Here is a 21,853-nt window from a genome sequence, read left to right on the forward strand (position 1 = left end):
TTTCCTAGTATTTCGCTTGGATTTCTATCCCACTTTACCAGATAATAACAGTTCTGTCAAGGCACATTTACAGCATAAACTAACTAAAAGGATGAAGAGGATAGGCGGATTCTTATGTCTGACAAACTTTTTATCAAAGGAACCCTGATTCTTACTCTTACCGGCCTTGTCAGCCGCCTGATGGGTTTCTTCTATAGAATATTCTTATCTCATACTATTGGTGCACAGGGAGTTGGAATTTACCAGCTTACGCTTCCGGTTCACGCAATCGTACTGGCAGCCTGCTGTATGGGCATTCAGGCTGCTATTTCCAGGCTGTGTGCCTCTTTCACTGCCCTTGGAAAAGAAAAAGAGTCCAGAGATGCGTTGCTTCTTGGAACATTTCTTTCGATGGCACTTTGCGGACTTTTATCTTTTCTGGTCTATTGGAATGCAGATTTTGTGGCTTCTGCCTTGTTAAAAGAGCCGCGTACTGCGGTTCTGCTTCGTATTCTTGCCTTTAGTTTTCCTTTTTCAGCCTTGCATTCATGCGTAAACAGCTTTTATTATGCCAGAAAAACGACTGGAATTCCAGCTTTTATCCTGCTTCTTGAGCAGACTTCCCGGATCGGCAGCACTTACGTGATCTACCTGATTCTGATTTCCCAGAAAAAAGAGATTACCCCTGTAATAGCAGCCGGAGGTGCACTTTTCAGTGAACTTACAGCCACTGTAGCATGTATGCTGGCGCTTGGACTGGATTTTTCCAGGGAAAATTACAAACCAGTCACCGGACTGCTTCGACGTATTTTACGAGTATTTTTCTGTATGTGCAAAGGCACTCACAGAAATTCACCTTCTGCTGTAAAATATATTTCACATATACAACCAGCTTCTGTCAAAAACAATACTGCCACTTCCATAAATGCTCTTATAAAAGGAATCGCCCAGATTGCAGTTCCCCACTCTGTCAACCGGCTGCTGCTTACCTTACTCTCTGGCATCGAAATGGTTCTTATTCCCCAAAGACTGCTTCTGGCTGGAATAAATCGGACTGATTCCCTGTCTGTGTACGGAATTTTTACCGGAATGGCGCTGCCGCTGATTCTTTTCCCGGCGACACTGACAAATTCTGCCTCTGTTATGCTGATGCCTTCTGTGGCTGGTTTACAGGCCCTCGGTCATGAGAAAAAAATCCGTCATGTGATCCGCCGTACCTGCGAAAACTGCTTTTTCTTCGGAGGCTTCTGTACATTCTTTTTCTTTGTTTTCGGAAAATCACTGGGAAATTTTCTTTTTCACAGTGAAACTTCGGGGATTTACATAAGGACGTTAGCTTTTATCTGCCCTTTTCTTTATACAAATACTGCACTGGAAAGTATTCTGAACGGCCTCGGGCGCCCGGATACCTGCCTTTTTCACAATATTGCAGGAGTGTGTATCCGAATTGGATTTGTTTTCTTTTCCATTCCTGTGCTTGGAATCCGTGGATATTTTTACGGAATGCTCCTTTCCCAACTGATTCTTACCTTGCTTCATTTCATTTATCTAAACAGACTGGAGCATGTTTGAAAAATCATTCCCGCAATTTGCCTATCGACATTTTTTCCATCATAGTCTATAATATTGAATCGAAAATAAATTTTGCCGATAAAAGGAGAAAATACCATGGGATTTGAATTCATCAAAAAGCTTCCAACCCCCGACGAGATCCGCAACCAATATCCCATTGATGCAAAGATCAAGGCACTGAAAGAGAAACGTGATCAGGAAATCCGTGACGTATTCACTGGAAAATCCGATAAATTTCTTGCAATCATTGGTCCCTGTTCTGCAGATAATGAAGATGCTGTATGCGACTATCTGCTGAGACTTCGCAAAGTTCAGGACAAGATCGCGGATAAAGTTTTAATCATTCCTCGTGTTTATACAAATAAACCTCGTACTACCGGAGAGGGTTATAAAGGAATGGTTCACCAGCCAGATCCGGAGAAAAAACCTAATATGCTTGCCGGTCTTGTTGCCATCCGAAAAATGCACATCCGTGCTATTGAAGAGAGCGGATTTACCTGTGCGGACGAGATGCTTTACCCAGAGAACTGGCGTTACCTTTCCGATCTGCTTTCCTATGTTGCTGTAGGAGCACGTTCTGTTGAGGATCAGCAGCACCGTCTCACTGTCAGCGGTATGGATGTTCCGGCGGGAATGAAGAATCCTACAAGTGGTGACTTCAGTGTTATGCTGAACTCTGTTGTTGCAGCTCAGGGCAGCCATACATTTATCTACAGGGGATGGGAAGTTGAAACTACAGGAAATGAGTTGACACATACCATTCTTCGTGGTGCTGTAAACAAACACGGAGAGGCTATTCCTAATTACCATTACGAAGATCTTCGTCTTCTTTTCGAGAAATATTCCGCTAAGAACCTGAAGAATATGGCTACCATCGTGGATACCAACCATTCCAACTCCAACAAGCAGTATGAGCAGCAGATCCGTATTGCCAAAGAAGTTCTTCACAGCCGTCAGGTTGATTCTGATGTTCGTGGGCTGGTAAAGGGTCTTATGATCGAAAGCTACATTGAGCCAGGCAATCAGAAGATCGGACCAAACCATGTATATGGTAAATCCATTACAGATGCTTGTCTTGGATGGGAAGAATCTGAGAAGCTGCTTTATACAATCGCTGAGATGTGCTAGCGCCTGTTTGAAAAATCATTTCCGCAATCTACACGCCCCACTTTGCGGTATATTTTCAGAAATAAAATTTATTTATCTCCTGTATTCTGATTTCGGAATGCGGGAGATTTTTCAGACACGCTCTAATATCTTTCGATAGAATTTTCGGTCAAACATTTTTATAATACAAGAAAGACTCTTACTTTGCAGAATTTTCATTACATAAAAAAGAATCCTGCTTGCAGGCTTCTCCGCCTGCGGCGGGTCGCCTCGAGCGACAACTACCTTTCCGCCGCAGTGCGATCCTGCCCGGTAGGGCTTTTTATGTAATAGGAAATTCCAACGGAATTTCCTATTACATAAAAAACTGCCCACAGGTCTCTCCCATGGACAGTTATCATCTTATTCGATCTTCTCAATGTCTTGGATGTGCTTTCATATACACATCTCGCATCCGGTTAATATTCATGCTTAAATATACCTGAGTCGTAGAAATATCGGAATGTCCCAGCATTTCCTGGACGCTTCGGATGTCTGCTCCATTCTGCAGCATATGTACTGCAAAAGAATGTCTCAATGTATGTGGCGTAATATCTCTGTGAATTCCAGCCTCCTGGGCATAGCCTTTCAGCATTTTCCAGAATCCCTGACGGCTCATGGCCTTACCGGAGCAATTTGTGAACAGCGCATGCTCTGAATCATCTTTCACAAATACCTTACGTCCCTCTTCAAGATAAAGATTCAACGCTTCCCTGCTTACATTTCCAATCGGAATGATACGCTCTTTATTCTCCTGGCAAACCACATAGCCAAGCTGAAGGTTTACATCTGTGGTCTCCAGATGGATCAGTTCGCTGACACGCATACCAGTGGCATATAAAAGCTCTAACATAGCCTTATCCCGAATTCCCTTAGGCGTAGTCAGATCTGGCTGCTTCAAAAGATCGTCAACTTCCTGAATACTGAGAATCTCCGGAAGCTTCTTCTCTACCTTTGGAGATTTCAGATTATCTGTGGGGTTCTCTTCCATCTTCCTAAGTGCAAACATGTGTTGAAAAAAAGCACGCATGGAAGCAACACTTCTTGAAATAGTGGATGACGCGAAGTTCTCTTTCTCCATATAATCCATGTATCCCATAAGATCAAATTCACGGACATCTTCCGCTTTCATAATCCCCTTCATTTCCAGGTATGCAGCCATCTTGTTCAGATCACGCTGATAGGAAACCTCTGTATTCTGGGATGTTTTTTTCGTATTATGTAAGTATTCAATAAACTCGCGTATTTCCTGTTCCATATTGTTTACTTCCTGTCTCTTTTGTTATAAATTCATTTCATATAGCCCATGATCATACTGCTTTAGACCATGTTTGAAAAAGATTCTGGAGCGTGTTTGAAAAAGGCTTTCTGTAAGATGTGCGTCACAATTTGTGGGAGATTTCGCCCGGAATTCCTATTGTCCATTGCATTTGCTCTTTCACGCTTTATTGCAGGAACGGGCTACCTCCCCACAATAACTGATCTTAAAATGTATTTGTATTATACTTTGTAATTGACATAAAATCAAACCTTTTTTTCGGCCAAAAATCGTATAAAAACAAGCTTTTTTTGCCTATTTTACAAAATAGCGTCGCTTTTATGGTAACCAATACTATATCTTGTATTTTTCATATTATTCTCATTCAAAAAATTTCGAAAAATCCAGAATTTTGTTTAAAATCCATGGATTTACACGCCATTCCAAAAGAATTCCCACACCGTATAAAGCTGTATATAAGAGCACTTTCAGGAGATAAGCGCTTACTTTCTGTGGAAAAATTCCATGATTGCGCCAGATTCCCATAGATTCCCTGTAGACCATCTGATACACCGAATCCCATAATGGCAGATAGATCAGATAATGCGGAAAAAGAAGTGCTACGGCAACTGCGCCTCCGGTAAGTCCGAACTGCAGAATAGACATGGAAAATACGATTCCCAGTCCAATTCCGGTAAAAAGCATCGCCATAATTGCCATAGGGACTCCAAATACAGTAAAACCACAGATTAGAGAAAGGAAAAAAATCCCACCGCGCATCCAGAGAATCTGCAAAAGATAATCGATTCCTCCTGCTTCTGTTTTCCCATAGGTTTCCAAAAGGTACACTGCGGAAAATGCCTGCTGCTTCCAGGAAAAACGGTATATAAAGTTCGGGATCAGCATTCCTGCAAGAAATCCTGCAAGCAGCAAAGTCAGTCCTGGAAAAAAACTTTTCTTTTTGATACTGAGTAAATTTTCCATATATTCACCCTGTACCATTGTACGCAAGCGATGATTTGATTATGAATTACATAAAAAAATTCTTTTTGATTTTCCATGAATCAGCCCATGCAAGCATAGCTCGTTCATGGCTGCCGTCCGGGACTTTCATAATAAAAACCGCCTCCGCATCCTTCATATAGTATGAAAAATGCGGAAGCGGTTTCTTAATATTTCTTAATGTAAATTAACTCCGATTATTTGGCATAATCAACAGCTCTGCTCTCGCGGATCACATTGACTTTGATCTGACCCGGATACTCAAGCTCAGCCTCAATCTGCTTCGCTATGTCTCTTGCGAGAAGTACCATCTCAGAATCATTCACATGCTCAGGAACTACCATAACACGGATTTCTCTACCAGCCTGGATTGCAAAGGATTTCTCAACCCCCTTGAACTGATTGGTAATATCCTCAAGCTGCTTCAGTCTGTTGGTATAAGTCTCCAGTGTCTCTCTTCTGGCACCTGGACGCGCCGCGGAAATCGCATCTGCTGCCTGCACGATACAGGCAATAAGGCTCTCTGGCTCCACATCACCGTGGTGTGCTGCTACCGCATTGATCACAATAGGTGATTCCTTATATTTCTTACAAAGGTTTACACCAATCTCAATATGGGATCCCTCAACTTCATGGTCAATAGATTTACCGATATCATGAAGCAGACCGGCACGTTTCGCCATACGCACGTCTACACCAATTTCACCGGCAAGCAGACCGGAAAGCTGTGCTACTTCAATAGAATGCTTCAGCGCATTCTGTCCATAACTTGAACGGAATTTCATACGTCCAAGAAGTTTCAGAAGCTCTGGATGAATACCATGAACTCCAACATCCATAGCTGCATTCTCGCCATCCTCGCGGATCTGAGTTTCAACTTCTTTCTGTGCCTTCTCAACCATTTCCTCGATTCTGGCCGGATGGATACGTCCATCTACGATCAGTTTCTCAAGTGCTACTCTTGCCACTTCACGTCTGATAGGATCAAATGATGAGAGAACTACTGCCTCAGGAGTATCATCAATGATAAGGTCTACACCTGTCAGGGTCTCCATAGTACGAATATTACGTCCCTCACGTCCGATAATACGTCCCTTCATCTCATCGCTTGGAAGCTGCACTACGGAAATAGTAGTCTCGGCAACATGGTCTACCGCACATTTCTGAATGGCATTTACCACATATTCCTTGGCTTTCTTTCCTGCCTCTTCCTTCGCCTGGCTCTCAAGTTCCTTGTAAAGTCTGGCAACATCAACTTTAACATCGTCTTCCACAGATCTGAGCAATTCTTCTTTTGCCTGTTCGGAGGTCAGACCGGAAACACGTTCCAGTTCCTGTACTCCTTTCAGCTCGAGTTCATCTACTCGCTTTTCTTTCTTCTGCAATTCAGCAAATCTCGCTGTGCACTCTGCCTCGCGCTTCTCAACTGCTTCAGCTTTCTTATCAACGGTTTCTTCCTTCGATAAGACACGCTTCTCATATTTCTGCAGTTCGTTTCTACGTTCCTTGGTTTCCTTCTCCAGTTCGTTCTTTGTACGGAGAGATTCTTCCTTTACTTCCAATAAAGTTTCACGTTTCTTTGTTTCGGCCGCTTTTAAGGCTTCATCAATGATGCCTCTGGCCTTTTCTTCAGCTGACCCAATCGTTTCTGCGTCTTTCTTAACTTTGTTATCCACAGAAACTTTACTAGTAATAGGAACTGCAATCAGTAGAGTGGCTACTACAGCGACAACTGCAACAATAATTGTTGTCACAGGAGCACCTCCTCAATATTTAGTTTTCATTGTGCAATCACAACAATACAAGTTTATCTTTTTTTTAGAATTATGTCAAGTTTTTCTACACAAAAACAAAATTTAAATTTCCAAAGAAACGTCTAGCGTTACTGTTCACTCCGCGACCAGTAACACGCTTCGCGATGCACAGAAAGAATCCGGCAATTTATCAATAGCTTCTCTCACAGGTAATATTCATGTCTTCCAGCACGTGGGAAATATCTCCATAGGAAAAACCTCTTCGAAGGAGAAATCCCTGGAGGCGGCGCATCCCCTTCTCGTCCAGGGCAGTACCAGGCTGACACTTTTTCTCTACTGTAGTTCGGAGAATGGCCAGTTCATCTGGCTCTTCAATCTCTGCTGCCTCTTCCCAGGCTGCAAGGGCAGTCTCGCGGTCAATTCCTTTCCCGGAAAGCTCCTGGAGAATCTTCTGACGGCTCTTGGTTCCCATGCGGAAGGAAATATAATTCATGGCATAGCGGTAATCGTTCAGATACCCATAGGAACGCACATAGTTCATGGCATCCTCTGTGGCTTCTGCTGAAAAGCCTGCCTGACGCAGCCGGTCAGACAGGCCTTTCTCTGTACGGTCCATATGCTCCAGAAGAAGCATTGCCTTTCTTCTGGCATTCTTTTGCTCTTCAGGTGTAACCGCCATATTTTATTCCTCTTCTGCTGCCGGAGCGTCAGATTCTGGTGTAGTTTCTTCTTGCTTCACATCCTGCTGCTCTTCTTCCTCACCTGGAAGAAGGTGATAATGGATACGAACCTTGCGTTCAATCTCATCGCAGATGTCCGGATGCTCTTTCAGGAACAGCTTGGCATTCTCACGTCCCTGGCCGATCTTATTTCCTTCGTATGCATACCATGCACCGCTCTTATTCACAATGGAATTCTCAGCAGCAAGATCAAGGATATCCCCTTCCTTGGAGATGCCGGTACCAAACATAATATCAAACTCAGCCTGCTTAAATGGCGGAGCAACCTTATTCTTAACAACCTTGATCCTGGTGTGGTTTCCAACCATCTCGCCGCCCTGCTTCAATGTCTCTACACGGCGTACATCAAGACGTATGGATGAATAGAACTTAAGGGCACGTCCACCAGTAGTTGTCTCCGGGTTACCAAACATAACACCAACCTTCTCACGGAGCTGGTTGATAAAGATCACAACGCAGTTAGACTTACTGATAATAGCGGTCAGCTTACGAAGTGCCTGTGACATCAGACGTGCCTGCAAACCTACATGACTGTCTCCCATGTCACCATCAATCTCTGCCTTGGGAACCAGAGCTGCAACGGAATCCACGATGATAATGTCAACTGCACCGGAACGAACCATGGTCTCTGTAATCTCCAGAGCCTGCTCACCATTATCCGGCTGGGAAATGTAAAGATTATCAATATCTACGCCGATGTTCTTCGCATATACAGGATCAAGAGCATGCTCGGCATCGATAAAACCGGCAATTCCGCCTCTTTTCTGAACCTCGGCTACCATATGTAATGCAACAGTGGTCTTACCACTGGACTCTGGTCCGTAGATTTCTATAATACGTCCCTTCGGCACACCGCCTACCCCAAGTGCAATGTCAAGGCTCAGGGAACCGGTAGGAACAGTCTCCACCTGCATATTGGCACTGGACTCACCCAGTTTCATTACAGAGCCCTTGCCATATTGCTTCTCAATATGTCCAAGAGCCGCTTCCAGCGCTTTCTTCTTCTCTTCATTTATCATTATTCCGATCTCCTATTCTTAATAATCAGACAAGTCCGTAGTAATTTCTGTAATCATTAACCGGACTGTATAACCTGTTACCATTCACAAAAGGCACCTGGCAGAACCTTATCCGTGAACAGCAGCCAGGATCTGTTACTGTTCACTCCGTTCACAGTAACGCGCTTCGCGATGCACAGAAATCATGCAAAGCATGATTTCGCGCCGCAATTCTCGGGTTTTCTGTGAACTTTGTTCACAAAAACACCTCGCGGAACATTACCAGTGAACAGCAGCCAGGATCTTCTTGCTTGCGCAAATACGAACCTATGTTCGTTTCTCTGTAGTACATACTATCTTAAATCAGTTCACTTGTCAAGCCCCTACTCGCCATATAAAAATTTTATTTTTCATGTTAAGCCAAACGAACTGTAAAGTTATTTTCACCGGTGGAATCATCCCGGAATACGGGTGTGAAATTCTTGTATACCCGGAGACAGACAAAACTCCGGTAAATTTTGAAATGAATCGTATACGACTTTTATATTGTCGTTTTCCTGTCAGTAATTCTACTATATAGCAAAACATCCGGAATTACAAGAATTATTTCCTGCAACCCGGATGTTATTTACTATCTCATTACTGTTCACTCCGTGACCAGTAACACTAGCCCCTCTTATCCCTGGCTAAGCACGCTTCTGACATGATCCACTTCTTCCCTTGTTGCCTGAGCTGCCGGCACATAATAGCCTCTTGCACGAGCAATCTGGTAAATCTCCTCCTGGGACATCTCGCACTGATTTCTCATCTGTTTTAAGGTTTGTTTCAGCTGAGGATTCTCTGTCTGAGGGATCATCTCCCCATAACGGGTCAGTTCACCGTTAATTCCGGCAAGGGTATCTGCTACCATCACTTTTTCATTCATCTGCGGCACCTCCTACTGTAAATACTGCATAAGCTGATTTTTGCAGTCCACTGCCGACTGGGCAGACTTCTGGAAAAACTGTTTTACCTGGGCATCTGTAGCCTTACTTGCATACTCCTCCATTTTACAATGGGTGGTGTCAAATCCGCCGATCAGGTGACGTAAATTCTGTAGATCCAGTTCTGAAATTTGGTTCATATAACCTGCCTCCTGTTAAAATATGTTACTGTTCACTCCGTTCACAGCAACGCGCTTCGCGATGCACAGAAATCATGCATTTGCATGATTTCTCGCCGCACTTCTCGGGTTTTCTGTGAACTACGTTCACAAAAAACACCTCGCGGAATGTTACCAGTGAACAGTAACTAAAATATTTCTGTAGCGAAAACCAACAGTATGGAACCTTTGTTTTCGACAGCCTTCAAATGTCCATATATACAAAATACAGGAGAAAATTAATCTCTCCTGTATCCTGAGGCGGACACTTTACAGAAAGTAGTATGTCCGAATTTCATCTTATTATGTACCGTATATATTATGTACCATATATATCTATATCCGTACTTTAAATGGCATATTTCTTACAGAATCATTATTCCCCGATCAGCCAGTTGTACATCTCTTCATACTGGCGTGCGGAATTACTCCATGAGAAATCCTTTGCCATAGCCCGGTCTACCATCTTATTCCATTCGCGCTTCTTGTCATAGTAAATGTGCTCTGCATAGCGGATCGTGGAAAGCATCTCATGTGCATTGTAATTGCTGAATGAAAATCCGGTTCCGGTTCCTTCGAATTCATTGTAAGGCTCTACCGTATCCTTCAGACCACCTGTCTCTCTGACGATTGGAAGAGTACCATAACGAAGGCTCATCAGCTGGCTCAGACCGCATGGCTCAAACAATGACGGCATCAGAAATGCATCAGAAGCTGCATAGATTCTGTGAGACATGCTCTCATCGTAATAAATCTGTGCAGAAACCTTGCCATGATATTTCCAGTCAAAGTGACGGAACATATTCTCATAGCGCTCATCTCCTGTGCCAAGAGCTACAATCTGTACACTATCCTGACAAAGCTCGTCCATGATATAAGCGATCAGGTCAAATCCCTTCTGATCTGTCAGACGGGAAACAATACCGATCATCATAGCCTTCGGATCCTGCTCAAGTCCTAAATCTTTCTGTAGCTGGATCTTATTCTTAACCTTCTCCTTACGGAAGGTGGTAGCATTATAACGAGCTGACAGATTAATATCTGTCTCCGGATTAAAATCATTATAATCAATACCATTTACAATACCACGCAGACTGTTGGAGCGTGCACGGAGCAGTCCGTCCAGACCTTCGCCATAGAACGGTGTCTTGATCTCATCTGCATATGTATTACTTACTGTAGTAACAGCATCTGCAAATACAATACCACCCTTCAGGAAGTTGCCATCCTTGTATGCTTCCAGCTTATCCGGTGTAAAATAGTAATCGGAAAGTCCTGTAAGCTCCTTGATCGTCTTCACATCATATACACCCTGGAATTTCAGGTTATGTATGGTCATGATGGTCTTAATTCCCCAGAAGAACTGATTCTGCTGGAAGCTGTCGTGCAGATAAACCGGAACAAGACCTGTCTGCCAGTCATGGCAGTGAATAATGTCCGGGCGGAAATCGATTACCGGAAGTACGGAAAGCACTGCCTTGGAGAAGAATGCAAATTTCTCCAGATCCCACGGAGCACTGTCATATGGCTTCGGTCCACTGAAATAATACTCATTATCTATAAAGTAGAACTTAATGCCATCATACTCCATCTGAAGAATACCTACATAACAGTTCTTGTATCCAAGATCCATGTAGAAGTGTGTGACATATTCCATTTTATCTTTCCATTCCTGCTTCATGCAGGCATATTTCGGTAAGATCACGCGAATATCAAAATAACGTTTATCAAAGCATTTCGGCAGTGAGCCGGCTACATCAGCCAATCCTCCGGTCTTAATAAAAGGCACTGCCTCTGATGTTGCAAAAAGAATTCTTTTCATCCAAAAAACCCTCCTTAGTAATAGCAAATAGCGTTACTGCCACTTAATGCCAGTAACCTGCTTCTGTCTTTTATTATACCCCAAATTCGGCTCATTGGAAAGAACGATTTTTATATTCCAGTCTGATTTTGTCAGCAATCAGTGCAATAAACTCGGAATTGGTAGGTTTTCCTTTCCCATTGCTCACTGTATAGCCAAACAGCTGGTCAATGGTATCCATTTTTCCACGGCTCCATGCAACTTCAATGGCATGTCGGATAGCCCGCTCCACGCGGCTTGGCGTTGTCTGATGGCGTTTGGCTATGGTTGGATATAAAATTTTTGTAATAGAATTCAGCATTTCCATGTCATTTACGGATAAAATAATAGCATCCCGCAGATACTGATAACCTTTAATATGTGCAGGTACTCCGATTTCATGTATGATATCTGTCACATCCGTTTCCAGATTTCCTGAATTGTAAGTATTTTCCTCTTCCTTTTGTCTTGGACGGTTCATTTCCCTGACGCGTCTCTCTCCCGCCCGGCGGATGTGTTTGATTCGGTTCAGCAGCATTTTGTTGTCAAAAGGCTTCAGCATAAAATAATCTGCTCCAAGATCAAAAGCGTCCTCTGTGATCCGCTCCTGTCCCACTGCCGAAACCACAATAAATGACGGCACTTTTTTCAAATTTTCATCGTGACTGAAGCGCTCCATCACTGAAAGTCCGTCTACTTTTGGCATGATAATATCCAGTACAACCACGTCAGGCTGTTTTTCCTTTATGATGTTACAGATTTCTTCTCCATTATGTGCTTTTCCAACCAGTTTCAGTTCTTCGTCCTGATCAATGATCTTACTCAGTACCTCCACCATTTTCTCATTATCGTCCGCAATTGCCACATTCAATTTTTCCATGAGGCCATTCTCCTTCTACTATTTTGAAAATTCTCCGGCAATCCACAGCCGGAAAGTTGCTATATTTCTGATATCAGGAAGCAAACGCGTTTTTCTTCCCAATATCTTCCTATCACCTGTACAAAACAGCAGGGCCCTGTTTGCTCTTGCACATTTTTCAGAAAAATTTTCCTTTGCTGTAACAACGTCTATTATAGTGGAATTGCCATGGGGAAATCAAGCCGAAACTGCCGTTTTTACTGCATTTTCGTTCGATTAGTTTCGAGCTTTTTTGCGTCTTTTAACGACAATAATTTCATTTTTTCTGAGGGGATTTTTATATTAAGACAGCGTTTTACACCGACTCTCAATTTAACACAGTTTATTTTTTTCGCGTTTTATGATTGAAAGATATGGAACAGGTTCATAAAAATACAAGAGTGAAATCATGATTTTTCTCCATACTAGTACAGTGAAAATTAAGTTTCTGCTATATTGACACAGTATATGAAAAATCAGACAAGTCACTATAGCGGTTACTTAATATTTGCTGTACCAGCACAGTGAAAAACAAAAGAAAAGGATGTGAAAACATGTACCAGAAACGAAAATACAAACATTTTATCCTGCTCTGTCTTGTCCTTGACCTTCTGACAATAGTATTTCTGGGATATCGTTATCTGGACCGGAAAATTCCGGATGAAATACACATTGACAAAAATTCAGGACTTGACCTTTCCCAGATTTCCAATCTTCCTTTTGTATCTTTCGGAGATACAATCACTACTTCCGGAGAAGGCAGCTACCAACTGCCTTGCAGACTTTTTGGAAAAATAGCTTTCAAGAATATTAAAGTGAAACCAACAGAGGCAGACACCATTCTGGTCAGCGGCAGCACAGTGGGGATTTACATGGAAACAGACGGAGTTCTTGTGATCGACACCGGAGAAATCCTTTCTAAAAATGGGCAGATGCAGGATCCGGCAAAAAATATTTTAAAGCCTGGCGATTATATTGTTGCACTAAATGAGCAGAAAATATCCTGCAAGCAGGATTTAATTAACGATCTGGAAACTATTGATGGAAAGCCTGTTACGGTAAGCGTGCGAAGAAATAACAGTACCATTCCGGTCTCTCTCTCCCCGGCACAGGATGCTTCCGGAAAGTACAAGCTTGGAATCTGGGTCCGGGATGACACCCAGGGAATCGGAACCCTTACCTATGTAACAAAAGACGGAAATTTCGGTGCTCTTGGCCATGGAATCAGCGATATCGACACAGGAAATCTTTTGTCAATAAAGGGAGGAAATCTTTACTGTGCCCAGATTCTCGGAGTGCAAAAAGGGGAAAAAGGAAGTCCCGGAGAACTTTCCGGGCTGATCCGTTACAGAAATGACAATGTGATCGGACAGATTCGTGTAAATAGTTCAAATGGAATTTACGGCAGTTTCACCAGCAGTTCTGGCAATAATATTACAGAGCTCCAGGCCGCAGCTTCTGCTTCAGATGATACGGTCAATGCTTCTGAAAGCTTTAACCAGTCCAAAACTTCTTTCTGGGATTTTGCAGACAGTTTTTCCGGAAATGATTCTCTGCCAATTTCCCTCCGCCAGATGAAAATCGGCTACAAACAGGAAGTACAGACCGGTCCGGCTTCCATTCTGTGTGATGTAGGTAATGGAGTAAAAGAATACGATGCAGAAATCACCAGAATCGACATGAACCACGAGGACACTAACAAAAGTTTCGTCATCCATATCACCGATCAGCGGCTTCTTAACACCACCGGCGGCATTGTCCAGGGCATGTCAGGCAGTCCCATCCTGCAAAATGGAAAAGTAATCGGTGCGGTAACCCACGTTTTTGTCCAGGATGCGGCAAGTGGGTATGGAATTTTTATTGAAAACATGCTGGAGCGTGTCTGAAAAAGGCTTTCTGCAAGATGTGAGTCACGATTTGTGGGAGATTTTGCCCGGATGAGGGCGCCGTAGCGGACTACGGCAACTGAATTCGGGCAAAATATACCGCAAAGTGGGGCGTGCAGATTGCGGGAATGATTTTTCAGACTCGCTCCGGAGCCTGCCTGAAAAAGCTTCTGATATACTCAGAAATCCCCTGTCAGACAGGAGCCTGTCTCACAGAGGATTTCAACTTACATGTTTGAAAACTCATTTTCTCAATCTACAAAAAGGAATTATGCCTTGCACTCCCTGGCCAGTTTTTTCATCTCCCTTGCATTTTCCAGCACAGCGCCAGTGATCTGGGCACCCCCAAGAAGACGGGCCAGTTCACGGATGGAGGCTTCTTCATCAAGGGGATGGATCTGAGTGGTGGTCTTGGTGCCTTCAACCTGCTTCTCGATCTCAAAATGGGAATCTGCCATGGCTGCGATCTGGGGAAGATGGGTAATGCAGAGCACCTGATGATGATGCCCGATCACTGCCATTTTCTCAGAAACCTTCTGAGCAGTACGTCCACTGATTCCCGTATCTATTTCATCGAAAATCAGTGTTTCGATCTGGTCACGATCTGCCAGGATTGCCTTCAGGGCAAGCATAATTCTGGAAAGCTCACCGCCGGATACGATTTTACCAAGGGGCTTCAGACTTTCTCCCGGATTTGTGGAAATTTCATACTGAATTTCATCATAACCATTCTCTGTAAAACTGCTTCTTCTGGAAAACGTGATGGCAAACTGTACATCCAGGAAATTTAAGTCTTTTAATCCCTGGATTACCTTTTTCTCCAGCTGATGGCTGTATTCTTTACGAATTTCCGAAAGACGGCTGCAGGCTGTTTCCAGCTTTTTCTCTGCCTTTTTCAGTTCTTCCCTGGCAACCTCAAAAATTTCTTCATACTTCTGAAGTTTGTTCAGCTTTTCCTGCTGTTTTTTCTGGTATTCCTGAATTTCTTCGATACGCTGACCGTATTTGGCTTTCAGACCATTGAGCAGATCCAGGCGGCGCTCTGTCTCATAAAATACGGATTCATCAAAAGTCATGTCATCCATATAGGAGGACAGCTCCCTGTTAAAATCATTGAGAAGTCCGTCCACTTCGCTTAAGGTCTGGGAAAGGGATTCCAGCTGTTCATCGTACTCTGTCACTCTGGAAAGCTCCCGAAGAGCCTCTCCCACTGCTTCCCCGGCTCCCTGTCCGTCATATCCGGTAAGGGCATGGGCACTTTGCAGGGAATCGATAATTCTGCGTCCATTGGAGAGCTTTCGATATTGCTTTTCCAATTCTTCGTCTTCTCCTGGAACCAGAGATGCTTTCTCAATCTCATTGATCTCAAATTCCAGAAAAGCCATTTCCCGATTCTTCTGCTCTTCGTCCATATCAAGGGATTTCAGTTCTGCCTGACATTTCTTATATTCCTGATAGGCAGCTTTCACCTTCTCTTTTTCCGGAAAGATTTTCTCACGGCCATAAGCGTCCAGGATTTCCAGCTGTTTCTCCTCATAGAGAAGGGACTGGTGCTCATGCTGCCCGTGAATGTCAAGAAGACAGGCTGCAGCGGCCTTCATCTGGCTGACAGTGCTTGTCTCCCCATTTATCTTATTAATGCTCCTGCCGTCCATGATTTTTCTTGACATGAGGATCTGTCCGTCCTCCGGATAAATATCAAGTGCGGCAAGTGCTTCTTTTGCTTTCGTATTTTCAACCTGAAATAAAAGCTCTACCAGTGCATAGGGCGCATTTTCCCTGATCATGCTTCTGGATGTCTTTCCTCCCAGGATCAGCTGCATGGAACCGAGAAGAATGGACTTACCGGCACCAGTCTCACCGGTGAGGATATTCAGCCCTGGTCCGAATTCCACTTCAATTTCATCTATGAGTGCAAGGTTTTTTACGTGTAAATGTACTAACAAGGTTGACCTCCTTACGTTACTGTATATTCAAATGGACAGTAACTCCTTACTCTTTTCTCATACCCTTATAAACAGGTCTAAATGCCATATGTAATGTCAGGCAACGCTATGCTTCAAAGCCACACATGCCCTTCAGATAGTAACAATCGAGCAGGAAATTCCTGCCCGATCCACTTTATGTTCTCAGTCAGCTCTGAAACCCGATTGAAAATTCCGGTCATGCAAACTGTTTCCATTTTTATCTTCTGTTCAAAATACTGCCCAGCTTCTCCATGACACCCTCCGCCAGCTCAGAGCTTTTGCAGGCACACATAATCGTGTCATCTCCTGCAATACAGCCCAGGATTTCCGGCCATTTCAAGGCATCCAGAGCTGTGGCAACTCCCATTGCCATTCCGGTAACTGTCTTGATCACTACCAGATTTTGTCCAACCTCAATGGACACAACCGCATCATTTAACACTCTTGTATACTGGTCCCCAAGCCCTGGCTGTGTATCCTGCAGGATGGCATAGCGGGATTTCCCGTCTTTTCCTGCAACCTTGGTCATTTTCAGTGCACGGATATCTCGTGAAACCGTAGCCTGTGTCACCTTAAAACCGGCTTCATTCAATCTGGCTGCAAGCTCTTCCTGTGTATCTATGTCATATTCTTTTATCAGTTCGATAATTTTCTCATGTCTTGCTAATTTCACTTCTTAACCTCCCCTGCAAAGATTTTCTGCCCTGAAGTCTGTTAAAAAAGGCTGTCACTTACAATACCCCTTTTTCAAACAAGCTCTGAATGAACCTTTGCAACGCATTCTGAAAATGATATTATCAATAAAATTCCCATACTATGATCAATACTTATAATAATATTTGTATTCTGATACATTAATAAAAATCAGCTATCCCTCATTTTTTGTCTCAACACTTCAACAAAACTAAGATGATTCAGCTTCAAAATCCTGGTTTTCACCTCTGCCTTTCGGATCACAATCTTATCTCCTGTGATCATTGGAATTTCAGAATCCCCATCAAAAGAAGCCAGTCCTTTTTCACAATCCTGGTGACGTCCCTCTCCCATTTCCACCGTGATCACATCCTCCGCTGGGAAAACAATGCTTCGGCTGTTCAGAGTGTGTGGCGCGATTGGTGTCATAATCGTCATCTCTCCACTTGGTGAAACAATAGGACCGCCAACAGAAAGGCTGTATCCTGTCGAACCTGTAGGTGTGGAAATAATAATTCCATCAGCGTTATAAGAGTTCAGATATTCGTCATTGACAAAATTTTTAAATCTTACAACACGAAGGGGACCTTCCCTTGCAATTACAATGTCGTTTAAGGCAATATCCTTGCCAATGACCCTGTCTCCCCGGTAAACAGTCCCGGAGAGCATCATTCTCTCTTCCACCTCGTAGACATCCTCCGTAAGCTTGTCAAGAGCCTGGTATACAGACTGCCTGTCCACCTCAGCCAGAAAGCCCAGATTTCCAAGATTGACTCCCAGAAGGGGAATCTGACTGCGCTTCTTATCGTGAGCCGCCTGAATGTCTCTGGCAGCCTGAAGAAGGGTTCCATCACCGCCAAGTACGATAATGCACTGTGTTTCTTCCGGAATCCTTCTTGGATCCGTATAGTGGAACGGACCTGCAGTCTGTCTTCCTGCAAGCTGAACTTCACAGTGTCCGCCTCTTTTTCCAAGATAATCCACTACCCGGTCTGTAAATTCCAGATTTTTATCTTTTTCATTGTTGGTTATAATATAAAACTTATTCATACCAAAGTCCTGTATCTGTTTACTGCCCCTGTAAGCAACAGCATTCAACTGCATACTATTTTTCTGCCGGTTTATCCAATGCTCCGTGTGCCTGTGCAACCACATCCTCCACTTTCACAGTAAGACTGTCCGGAACCTCCGTTCCCTCCGGTCTTTTCTTCAGATGCAGAAGATATTCAATATTTCCCTCTGGTCCTTTGATCGGAGAAAAAGAAAGATGGCATGGCTCGAGGGAAATACTCATGGCGAAATCCCTCACCTTCTCTATCACTTCCTCGTGTACAGCAGGATCACGGACAACCCCTTTCTTTCCCACCTTTTCCCTGCCAGCCTCAAACTGGGGTTTTATCAGGCAGACGATTTCGCCATCCTCTGTAAGAAGATTTCGCACAGGTCCCAGTACCTTGGTCAGGGAAATAAAGGAAACATCAATAGAGGAAAATGCAGGTTTCTCCTGGATATCCTCCGGTACCACATAGCGAATGTTGGTTTTCTCCATGCACACAACTCTTGGGTCGTTGCGAAGCTTCCAGTCCAGCTGGCCATATCCTACATCAATAGAATATACCTTCACACCGCCATTCTGAAGCATACAGTCTGTAAAACCGCCTGTAGAGGCGCCTACATCCATGCACACCTTCCCCTCAAGACTTACATCAAATTCATTCATTGCTTTTTCAAGCTTCAGGCCGCCGCGGCTTACATATGGAAGGGTGTTTCCTCTGACTTCCACTTTCACCGTTTCAGTAAACATGGAGCCTGCTTTATCTTCCTTCTGACCATCTACATAAACCTGTCCGGCCATGATATATGCTTTTGCTTTTTCTCTGGAAGGTGCAAGAGCGCGCTCCACCAGCATCATATCCAATCGTTTCTTCATTCTCTTATTCCTTCTGAATAGTTACCTGAAATTTTCTTTATCTTCTCTGCAATGGCATTGGCGCTAAGCCCCAGCTGTACCCTAAGACTGTCCACACCTCCATGAGGCACAAAACGATCCGGAATAGCCACTGGCAGCACCTGGATACCAGGATGATGTTCTTCCATATAACCGCATACCTGCTGTCCAAAGCCACCATTTTGCACATTTTCTTCTACTGTTACCACCAGGCTGTGATTCCGCGCCAGCTGATCCAGCAAAGCTGTATCTAATGGCTTTACAAATCTGACATTTACAAAGGTAGAATCAATTCCTTCCTTCTGTAATTCACTGCAGACCTCTGCACAGATCTCCACCATGCTTCCAAGTGCCAGAACTGCTACCTTACAACCGCTGTGAAGGACTTCACTTTTCCCCATCTCCACAGCTGTCTGATATTCCTGCAGCCCCTGATATGCATTACCTCTTGGGTAACGGATTGCTACCGGGCCATCCGCTTTCACAGCAAAGCGAAGCATTTCCTTTAACTCCCAGTCATTCTTCGGTGCCATCACTGTCATTCCAGGCATCATGCTGAGATAGGAAATGTCAAAATTGCCCTGATGTGTCTCACCATCTGCTCCAACAAGACCTGCCCTGTCCACTGCAAAGATCACATGAAGCTTCTGCATGCACACATCGTGAAGCATCTGATCCACAGCTCTTTGCAAAAAGGAGGAATAAATGGCAACCACCGGGACTACTCCGCCAAGTGCCAGTCCGGCTGCAAAGGAAACTGCATGCTCTTCTGCAATTCCCACATCAAAGAACCGGTCTGGAAATCTCTGGGAAAACTTTTTCAGCCCGGTACCATCAGGCATGGCAGCTGTAATGGCAACCAGCTTCTCTTCTTCTGCTGCCACCTGGCACAAAGCATCTGCAAACACATCTGTATAACCCGGACAGACCTTCTTCTGGGTTGGCTTTCCAGTCTTGATGTCAAACGGTCCGATTCCATGAAACATATCCGGATTCTGTCTTGCAGGTTCATAGCCACGTCCCTTTTCTGTAAGAACATGAACCACAACCGGTCCCTTCACACGCTTTGCCTCATTAAAAAGACGCATCATCTGGCGCATATTATGCCCGTCCACCGGTCCAAGATAGGTCAGGCCCATATTTTCAAAGAGCATTCCCGGAATAAAAAGCTGCTTAATGCTGCTTTTCGTCCTTCTCACAGCATCCACCATAGCGGTTCCCACACGGGGAATCTTTTTTACCGCCTTATTCAAGCTCATTTTCATTCCGGTGTATGCTTCTGCAGTACGGATCGCACTGAGATAATTTGACATTCCTCCTACATTTGGAGAGATTGACATATTATTGTCATTTAAAACAATTATAAAATTGGTATCCAATTCGGCTGCATTATTCAGCGCCTCATAAGCCATACCGCCTGTAAGCGCACCATCGCCGATCACAGAAACCACATGATAATTCTCTCCAAGAAGATCCCTTGCATGCACATAACCAAGGCCTGCAGAAATAGAATCTGAACTATGTCCCGCGTCAAAAGAGTCGCAATTGCTCTCCCCTCTTTTTGGAAAACCACTCAGTCCGCCTTCCTTGCGCAGGGTCTCAAATTCACCTTTTCGTCCGGTGAGGATCTTATGAGTGTATGCCTGATGGCCTACATCCCAAATCAGCTTGTCATCTGGAAAATCCAGTACATTATGCAGTGCCAGTGTAAGTTCTACCACTCCAAGATTGGATGCCAGATGTCCTCCTGTCCTGCTGACGGATTCAATCAAAAAGCTTCGTATTTCTTCTGCCAGCTGCGGAAATTCAGCCAGAGGAATTTTGTGAATATCGTTGGGCTTTTTTATTTTATCCAGAATCATTTGTATCCTTCTTTCACTTCCTGCGTCCCACCAGCTCGTTCACCAGAGTAAACAGGAATTCATTTTTCTTATTCAGTCCTTCAAACAAAGTAACTGCCTCATCTGACAGCTTCTTCACCTGCTGTGATGCTTTCTCAATTCCCATAAGTGTCACATAAGTAGTCTTATGGTTCTTCTCATCACTGTGAATTGGCTTACCCAGCTCTTCCTCGGTGCTGGTCACATCCAGGATATCATCCTGGATTTGGAACGCAAGGCCGATATTTTTTGCTGCTTTTTCTACTATAGCAGTCTCTTCTTCCGTGGCACCTCCAAGAATTGCGCCTGTCATCACAGAGGCTTCAATAAGTGCAGAAGTCTTATTCTCATAAATATAATCAATCATCTCACGGCTCATAGGCTTGCCGTCATTTTCCACATCCACACTCTGTCCGCCAAGCATTCCGTAAAGTCCGGTCTTATGGGACATTACCTTCAGTGCCTGAATCACATGTGCCTGACAATCTGGTGTATCTGCCGTGTCAAAAGCTGTAAGCATCACTTCATAAGCATAATTGAGAAGTGCCACACCGCTAAGAACCCCCATAGCTTCCCCATAAACTTTATGAGTAGTAAGACGTCCTCTCCGGTAATCGTCATTATCAAGAGCCGGAAGATCATCATGGACCAGTGAATGGGTATGAATCATCTCCATTGCTGCCATAAAAGGATATGCCAGCTTCTCTTCTCCTCCAAACAGCCTTAAGGTTTCCAGGATCAGCATAGGGCGAAGGCGCTTTCCTCCTGCCAGAATACTGTAATTCATTGCCTGTGCCATAGTCTTCGCAAAACCTTCCTCTTCCGGAAGATAAGACTGGATCACTTTATTAATTTCTTCTGTTCTTTTTTTTAATTCATCTTGAAAATTCACCAAGGCTACCATCCTCATTCATCTGCAGCATTTTTTTCTCAACAGTATCAAGCTTATCATTACAATATTTCAGAAGCTCCATTCCCTGTTTATAAAGGCGAAATGAATCTTCCAGGGAGGTCTCACGGTCTTCCAGCCTTCCCGCCAGAACATCCAGCTCTGAAAAAGCCTCCTCCAGAGTTTTCTCTTCTTTTTTCTCATCAGCCATCCTTCCGCACCTCCGTCTTTATTGCTGCACACATTGTGCACAGAAGTCTTT

At 43.9% G+C, this 21,853-nt stretch carries 21 protein-coding genes; 5 read left to right on the forward strand and 16 right to left on the reverse strand.

Translation table 11 applies throughout. From position 1 onward, the window contains the following. The first annotated feature begins 114 nt into the window (after positions 1-114). Positions 115-1,551, forward strand: coding sequence for an MATE family efflux transporter (locus ABHC48_RS10295; RefSeq protein ID WP_195699429.1), 1,437 nt, complete (start codon positions 115-117; stop codon positions 1,549-1,551). 96 nt (positions 1,552-1,647) lie between these two features. Further along, positions 1,648-2,679, forward strand: coding sequence for a 3-deoxy-7-phosphoheptulonate synthase (locus tag ABHC48_RS10300; RefSeq protein WP_118580970.1), 1,032 nt, complete (start codon positions 1,648-1,650; stop codon positions 2,677-2,679). A gap of 394 nt (positions 2,680-3,073) precedes the next feature. Here the strand turns inward: ABHC48_RS10300 and xerD are convergent, their stop codons facing one another. The 9 genes from xerD to spo0A all read right to left on the reverse strand — a co-directional run bounded on the left by xerD (position 3,074) and on the right by spo0A (position 12,310). Beyond that, positions 3,074-3,955, reverse strand: a complete 882-nt coding sequence (gene xerD, locus ABHC48_RS10305) for a site-specific tyrosine recombinase XerD (protein WP_195699430.1) — start codon at positions 3,953-3,955, stop codon at positions 3,074-3,076. A 381-nt stretch (positions 3,956-4,336) separates the two neighbouring features. Further along, positions 4,337-4,939 carry a stage II sporulation protein M gene (locus ABHC48_RS10310; protein ID WP_173773253.1) on the reverse strand — a complete coding sequence of 201 codons (603 nt, stop codon included), beginning with the start codon at positions 4,937-4,939 and terminating at the stop codon, positions 4,337-4,339. A gap of 215 nt (positions 4,940-5,154) precedes the next feature. Then, positions 5,155-6,711, reverse strand: a complete 1,557-nt coding sequence (gene rny / locus ABHC48_RS10315; RefSeq protein WP_118580984.1) for a ribonuclease Y — start codon at positions 6,709-6,711, stop codon at positions 5,155-5,157. 190 nt (positions 6,712-6,901) lie between these two features. Next, positions 6,902-7,390: a regulatory protein RecX gene (locus ABHC48_RS10320; protein ID WP_195379679.1), complete on the reverse strand. Its 489-nt coding sequence runs from the start codon at positions 7,388-7,390 to the stop codon at positions 6,902-6,904. 3 nt (positions 7,391-7,393) lie between these two features. After that, positions 7,394-8,470 (reverse strand): recombinase RecA, encoded by a 1,077-nt coding sequence (gene recA / locus ABHC48_RS10325; RefSeq protein ID WP_118580990.1) that lies wholly within the window; start codon positions 8,468-8,470, stop codon positions 7,394-7,396. Between the two features lie 655 nt (positions 8,471-9,125). Further along, on the reverse strand, positions 9,126-9,374 hold the full coding sequence (locus tag ABHC48_RS10330; protein ID WP_118580993.1) for a spore coat protein: 249 nt from the start codon (positions 9,372-9,374) through the stop codon (positions 9,126-9,128). Between the two features lie 12 nt (positions 9,375-9,386). Continuing rightward, positions 9,387-9,572, reverse strand: coding sequence for a hypothetical protein (locus ABHC48_RS10335; RefSeq protein WP_148462515.1), 186 nt, complete (start codon positions 9,570-9,572; stop codon positions 9,387-9,389). Positions 9,573-9,966: 394 nt separating this feature from the next. After that, positions 9,967-11,412, reverse strand: a complete 1,446-nt coding sequence (glgA, locus tag ABHC48_RS10340) for a glycogen synthase GlgA (RefSeq protein ID WP_118580996.1) — start codon at positions 11,410-11,412, stop codon at positions 9,967-9,969. Positions 11,413-11,503: 91 nt separating this feature from the next. Next, positions 11,504-12,310: a sporulation transcription factor Spo0A gene (spo0A, locus tag ABHC48_RS10345; RefSeq protein WP_118580999.1), complete on the reverse strand. Its 807-nt coding sequence runs from the start codon at positions 12,308-12,310 to the stop codon at positions 11,504-11,506. A gap of 572 nt (positions 12,311-12,882) precedes the next feature. Here spo0A and ABHC48_RS10350 point away from each other — a divergent pair. From ABHC48_RS10350 to ABHC48_RS10360, 3 genes are read left to right on the forward strand one after another with little or no spacing between them, the layout of a single operon-like run. Continuing rightward, positions 12,883-14,214: a SpoIVB peptidase S55 domain-containing protein gene (locus tag ABHC48_RS10350; protein WP_243284500.1), complete on the forward strand. Its 1,332-nt coding sequence runs from the start codon at positions 12,883-12,885 to the stop codon at positions 14,212-14,214. 29 nt (positions 14,215-14,243) lie between these two features. Continuing rightward, on the forward strand, positions 14,244-14,297 hold the full coding sequence (locus ABHC48_RS10355; protein WP_334285688.1) for a DUF6783 domain-containing protein: 54 nt from the start codon (positions 14,244-14,246) through the stop codon (positions 14,295-14,297). Positions 14,298-14,327: 30 nt separating this feature from the next. Continuing rightward, on the forward strand, positions 14,328-14,453 hold the full coding sequence (locus ABHC48_RS10360) for a DUF6783 domain-containing protein (RefSeq protein WP_334285686.1): 126 nt from the start codon (positions 14,328-14,330) through the stop codon (positions 14,451-14,453). Between the two features lie 30 nt (positions 14,454-14,483). On the opposite strand, the gene recN is transcribed toward ABHC48_RS10360, so the two are convergent. From recN to xseB, 7 genes are all read right to left on the reverse strand, one after another. Beyond that, positions 14,484-16,160, reverse strand: a complete 1,677-nt coding sequence (recN, locus tag ABHC48_RS10365; RefSeq protein WP_195699431.1) for a DNA repair protein RecN — start codon at positions 16,158-16,160, stop codon at positions 14,484-14,486. Between the two features lie 238 nt (positions 16,161-16,398). Beyond that, positions 16,399-16,854, reverse strand: coding sequence for an arginine repressor (argR, locus tag ABHC48_RS10370; protein ID WP_118581008.1), 456 nt, complete (start codon positions 16,852-16,854; stop codon positions 16,399-16,401). Positions 16,855-17,045: 191 nt separating this feature from the next. Beyond that, a complete protein-coding gene (locus ABHC48_RS10375; RefSeq protein WP_187565771.1) occupies positions 17,046-17,924 on the reverse strand; it encodes an NAD(+)/NADH kinase in 879 nt (292 codons plus the stop codon). Positions 17,925-17,979: 55 nt separating this feature from the next. Continuing rightward, positions 17,980-18,804, reverse strand: a complete 825-nt coding sequence (locus tag ABHC48_RS10380) for a TlyA family RNA methyltransferase (protein ID WP_118581011.1) — start codon at positions 18,802-18,804, stop codon at positions 17,980-17,982. Next, complete coding sequence (dxs, locus tag ABHC48_RS10385) at positions 18,801-20,684, reverse strand: 1-deoxy-D-xylulose-5-phosphate synthase (protein ID WP_173715645.1); 1,884 nt, start codon at positions 20,682-20,684, stop codon at positions 18,801-18,803. Before dxs ends, ABHC48_RS10380 begins: the two co-directional genes overlap by 4 nt. A 13-nt stretch (positions 20,685-20,697) precedes the next feature. Beyond that, entirely contained in the window at positions 20,698-21,594 is an 897-nt protein-coding gene (locus ABHC48_RS10390; protein ID WP_118581017.1) for a polyprenyl synthetase family protein, read from the reverse strand. Further along, positions 21,578-21,802, reverse strand: a complete 225-nt coding sequence (gene xseB / locus ABHC48_RS10395) for an exodeoxyribonuclease VII small subunit (protein WP_118581019.1) — start codon at positions 21,800-21,802, stop codon at positions 21,578-21,580. Before xseB ends, ABHC48_RS10390 begins: the two co-directional genes overlap by 17 nt. Positions 21,803-21,853: the final 51 nt, after the last annotated feature.

The sequence above is a fragment of the Ruminococcus sp. 1001136sp1 genome (assembly GCF_039841815.1).
GTDB classification, from domain to species: domain Bacteria; phylum Bacillota; class Clostridia; order Lachnospirales; family Lachnospiraceae; genus Blautia_A; species Blautia_A faecis.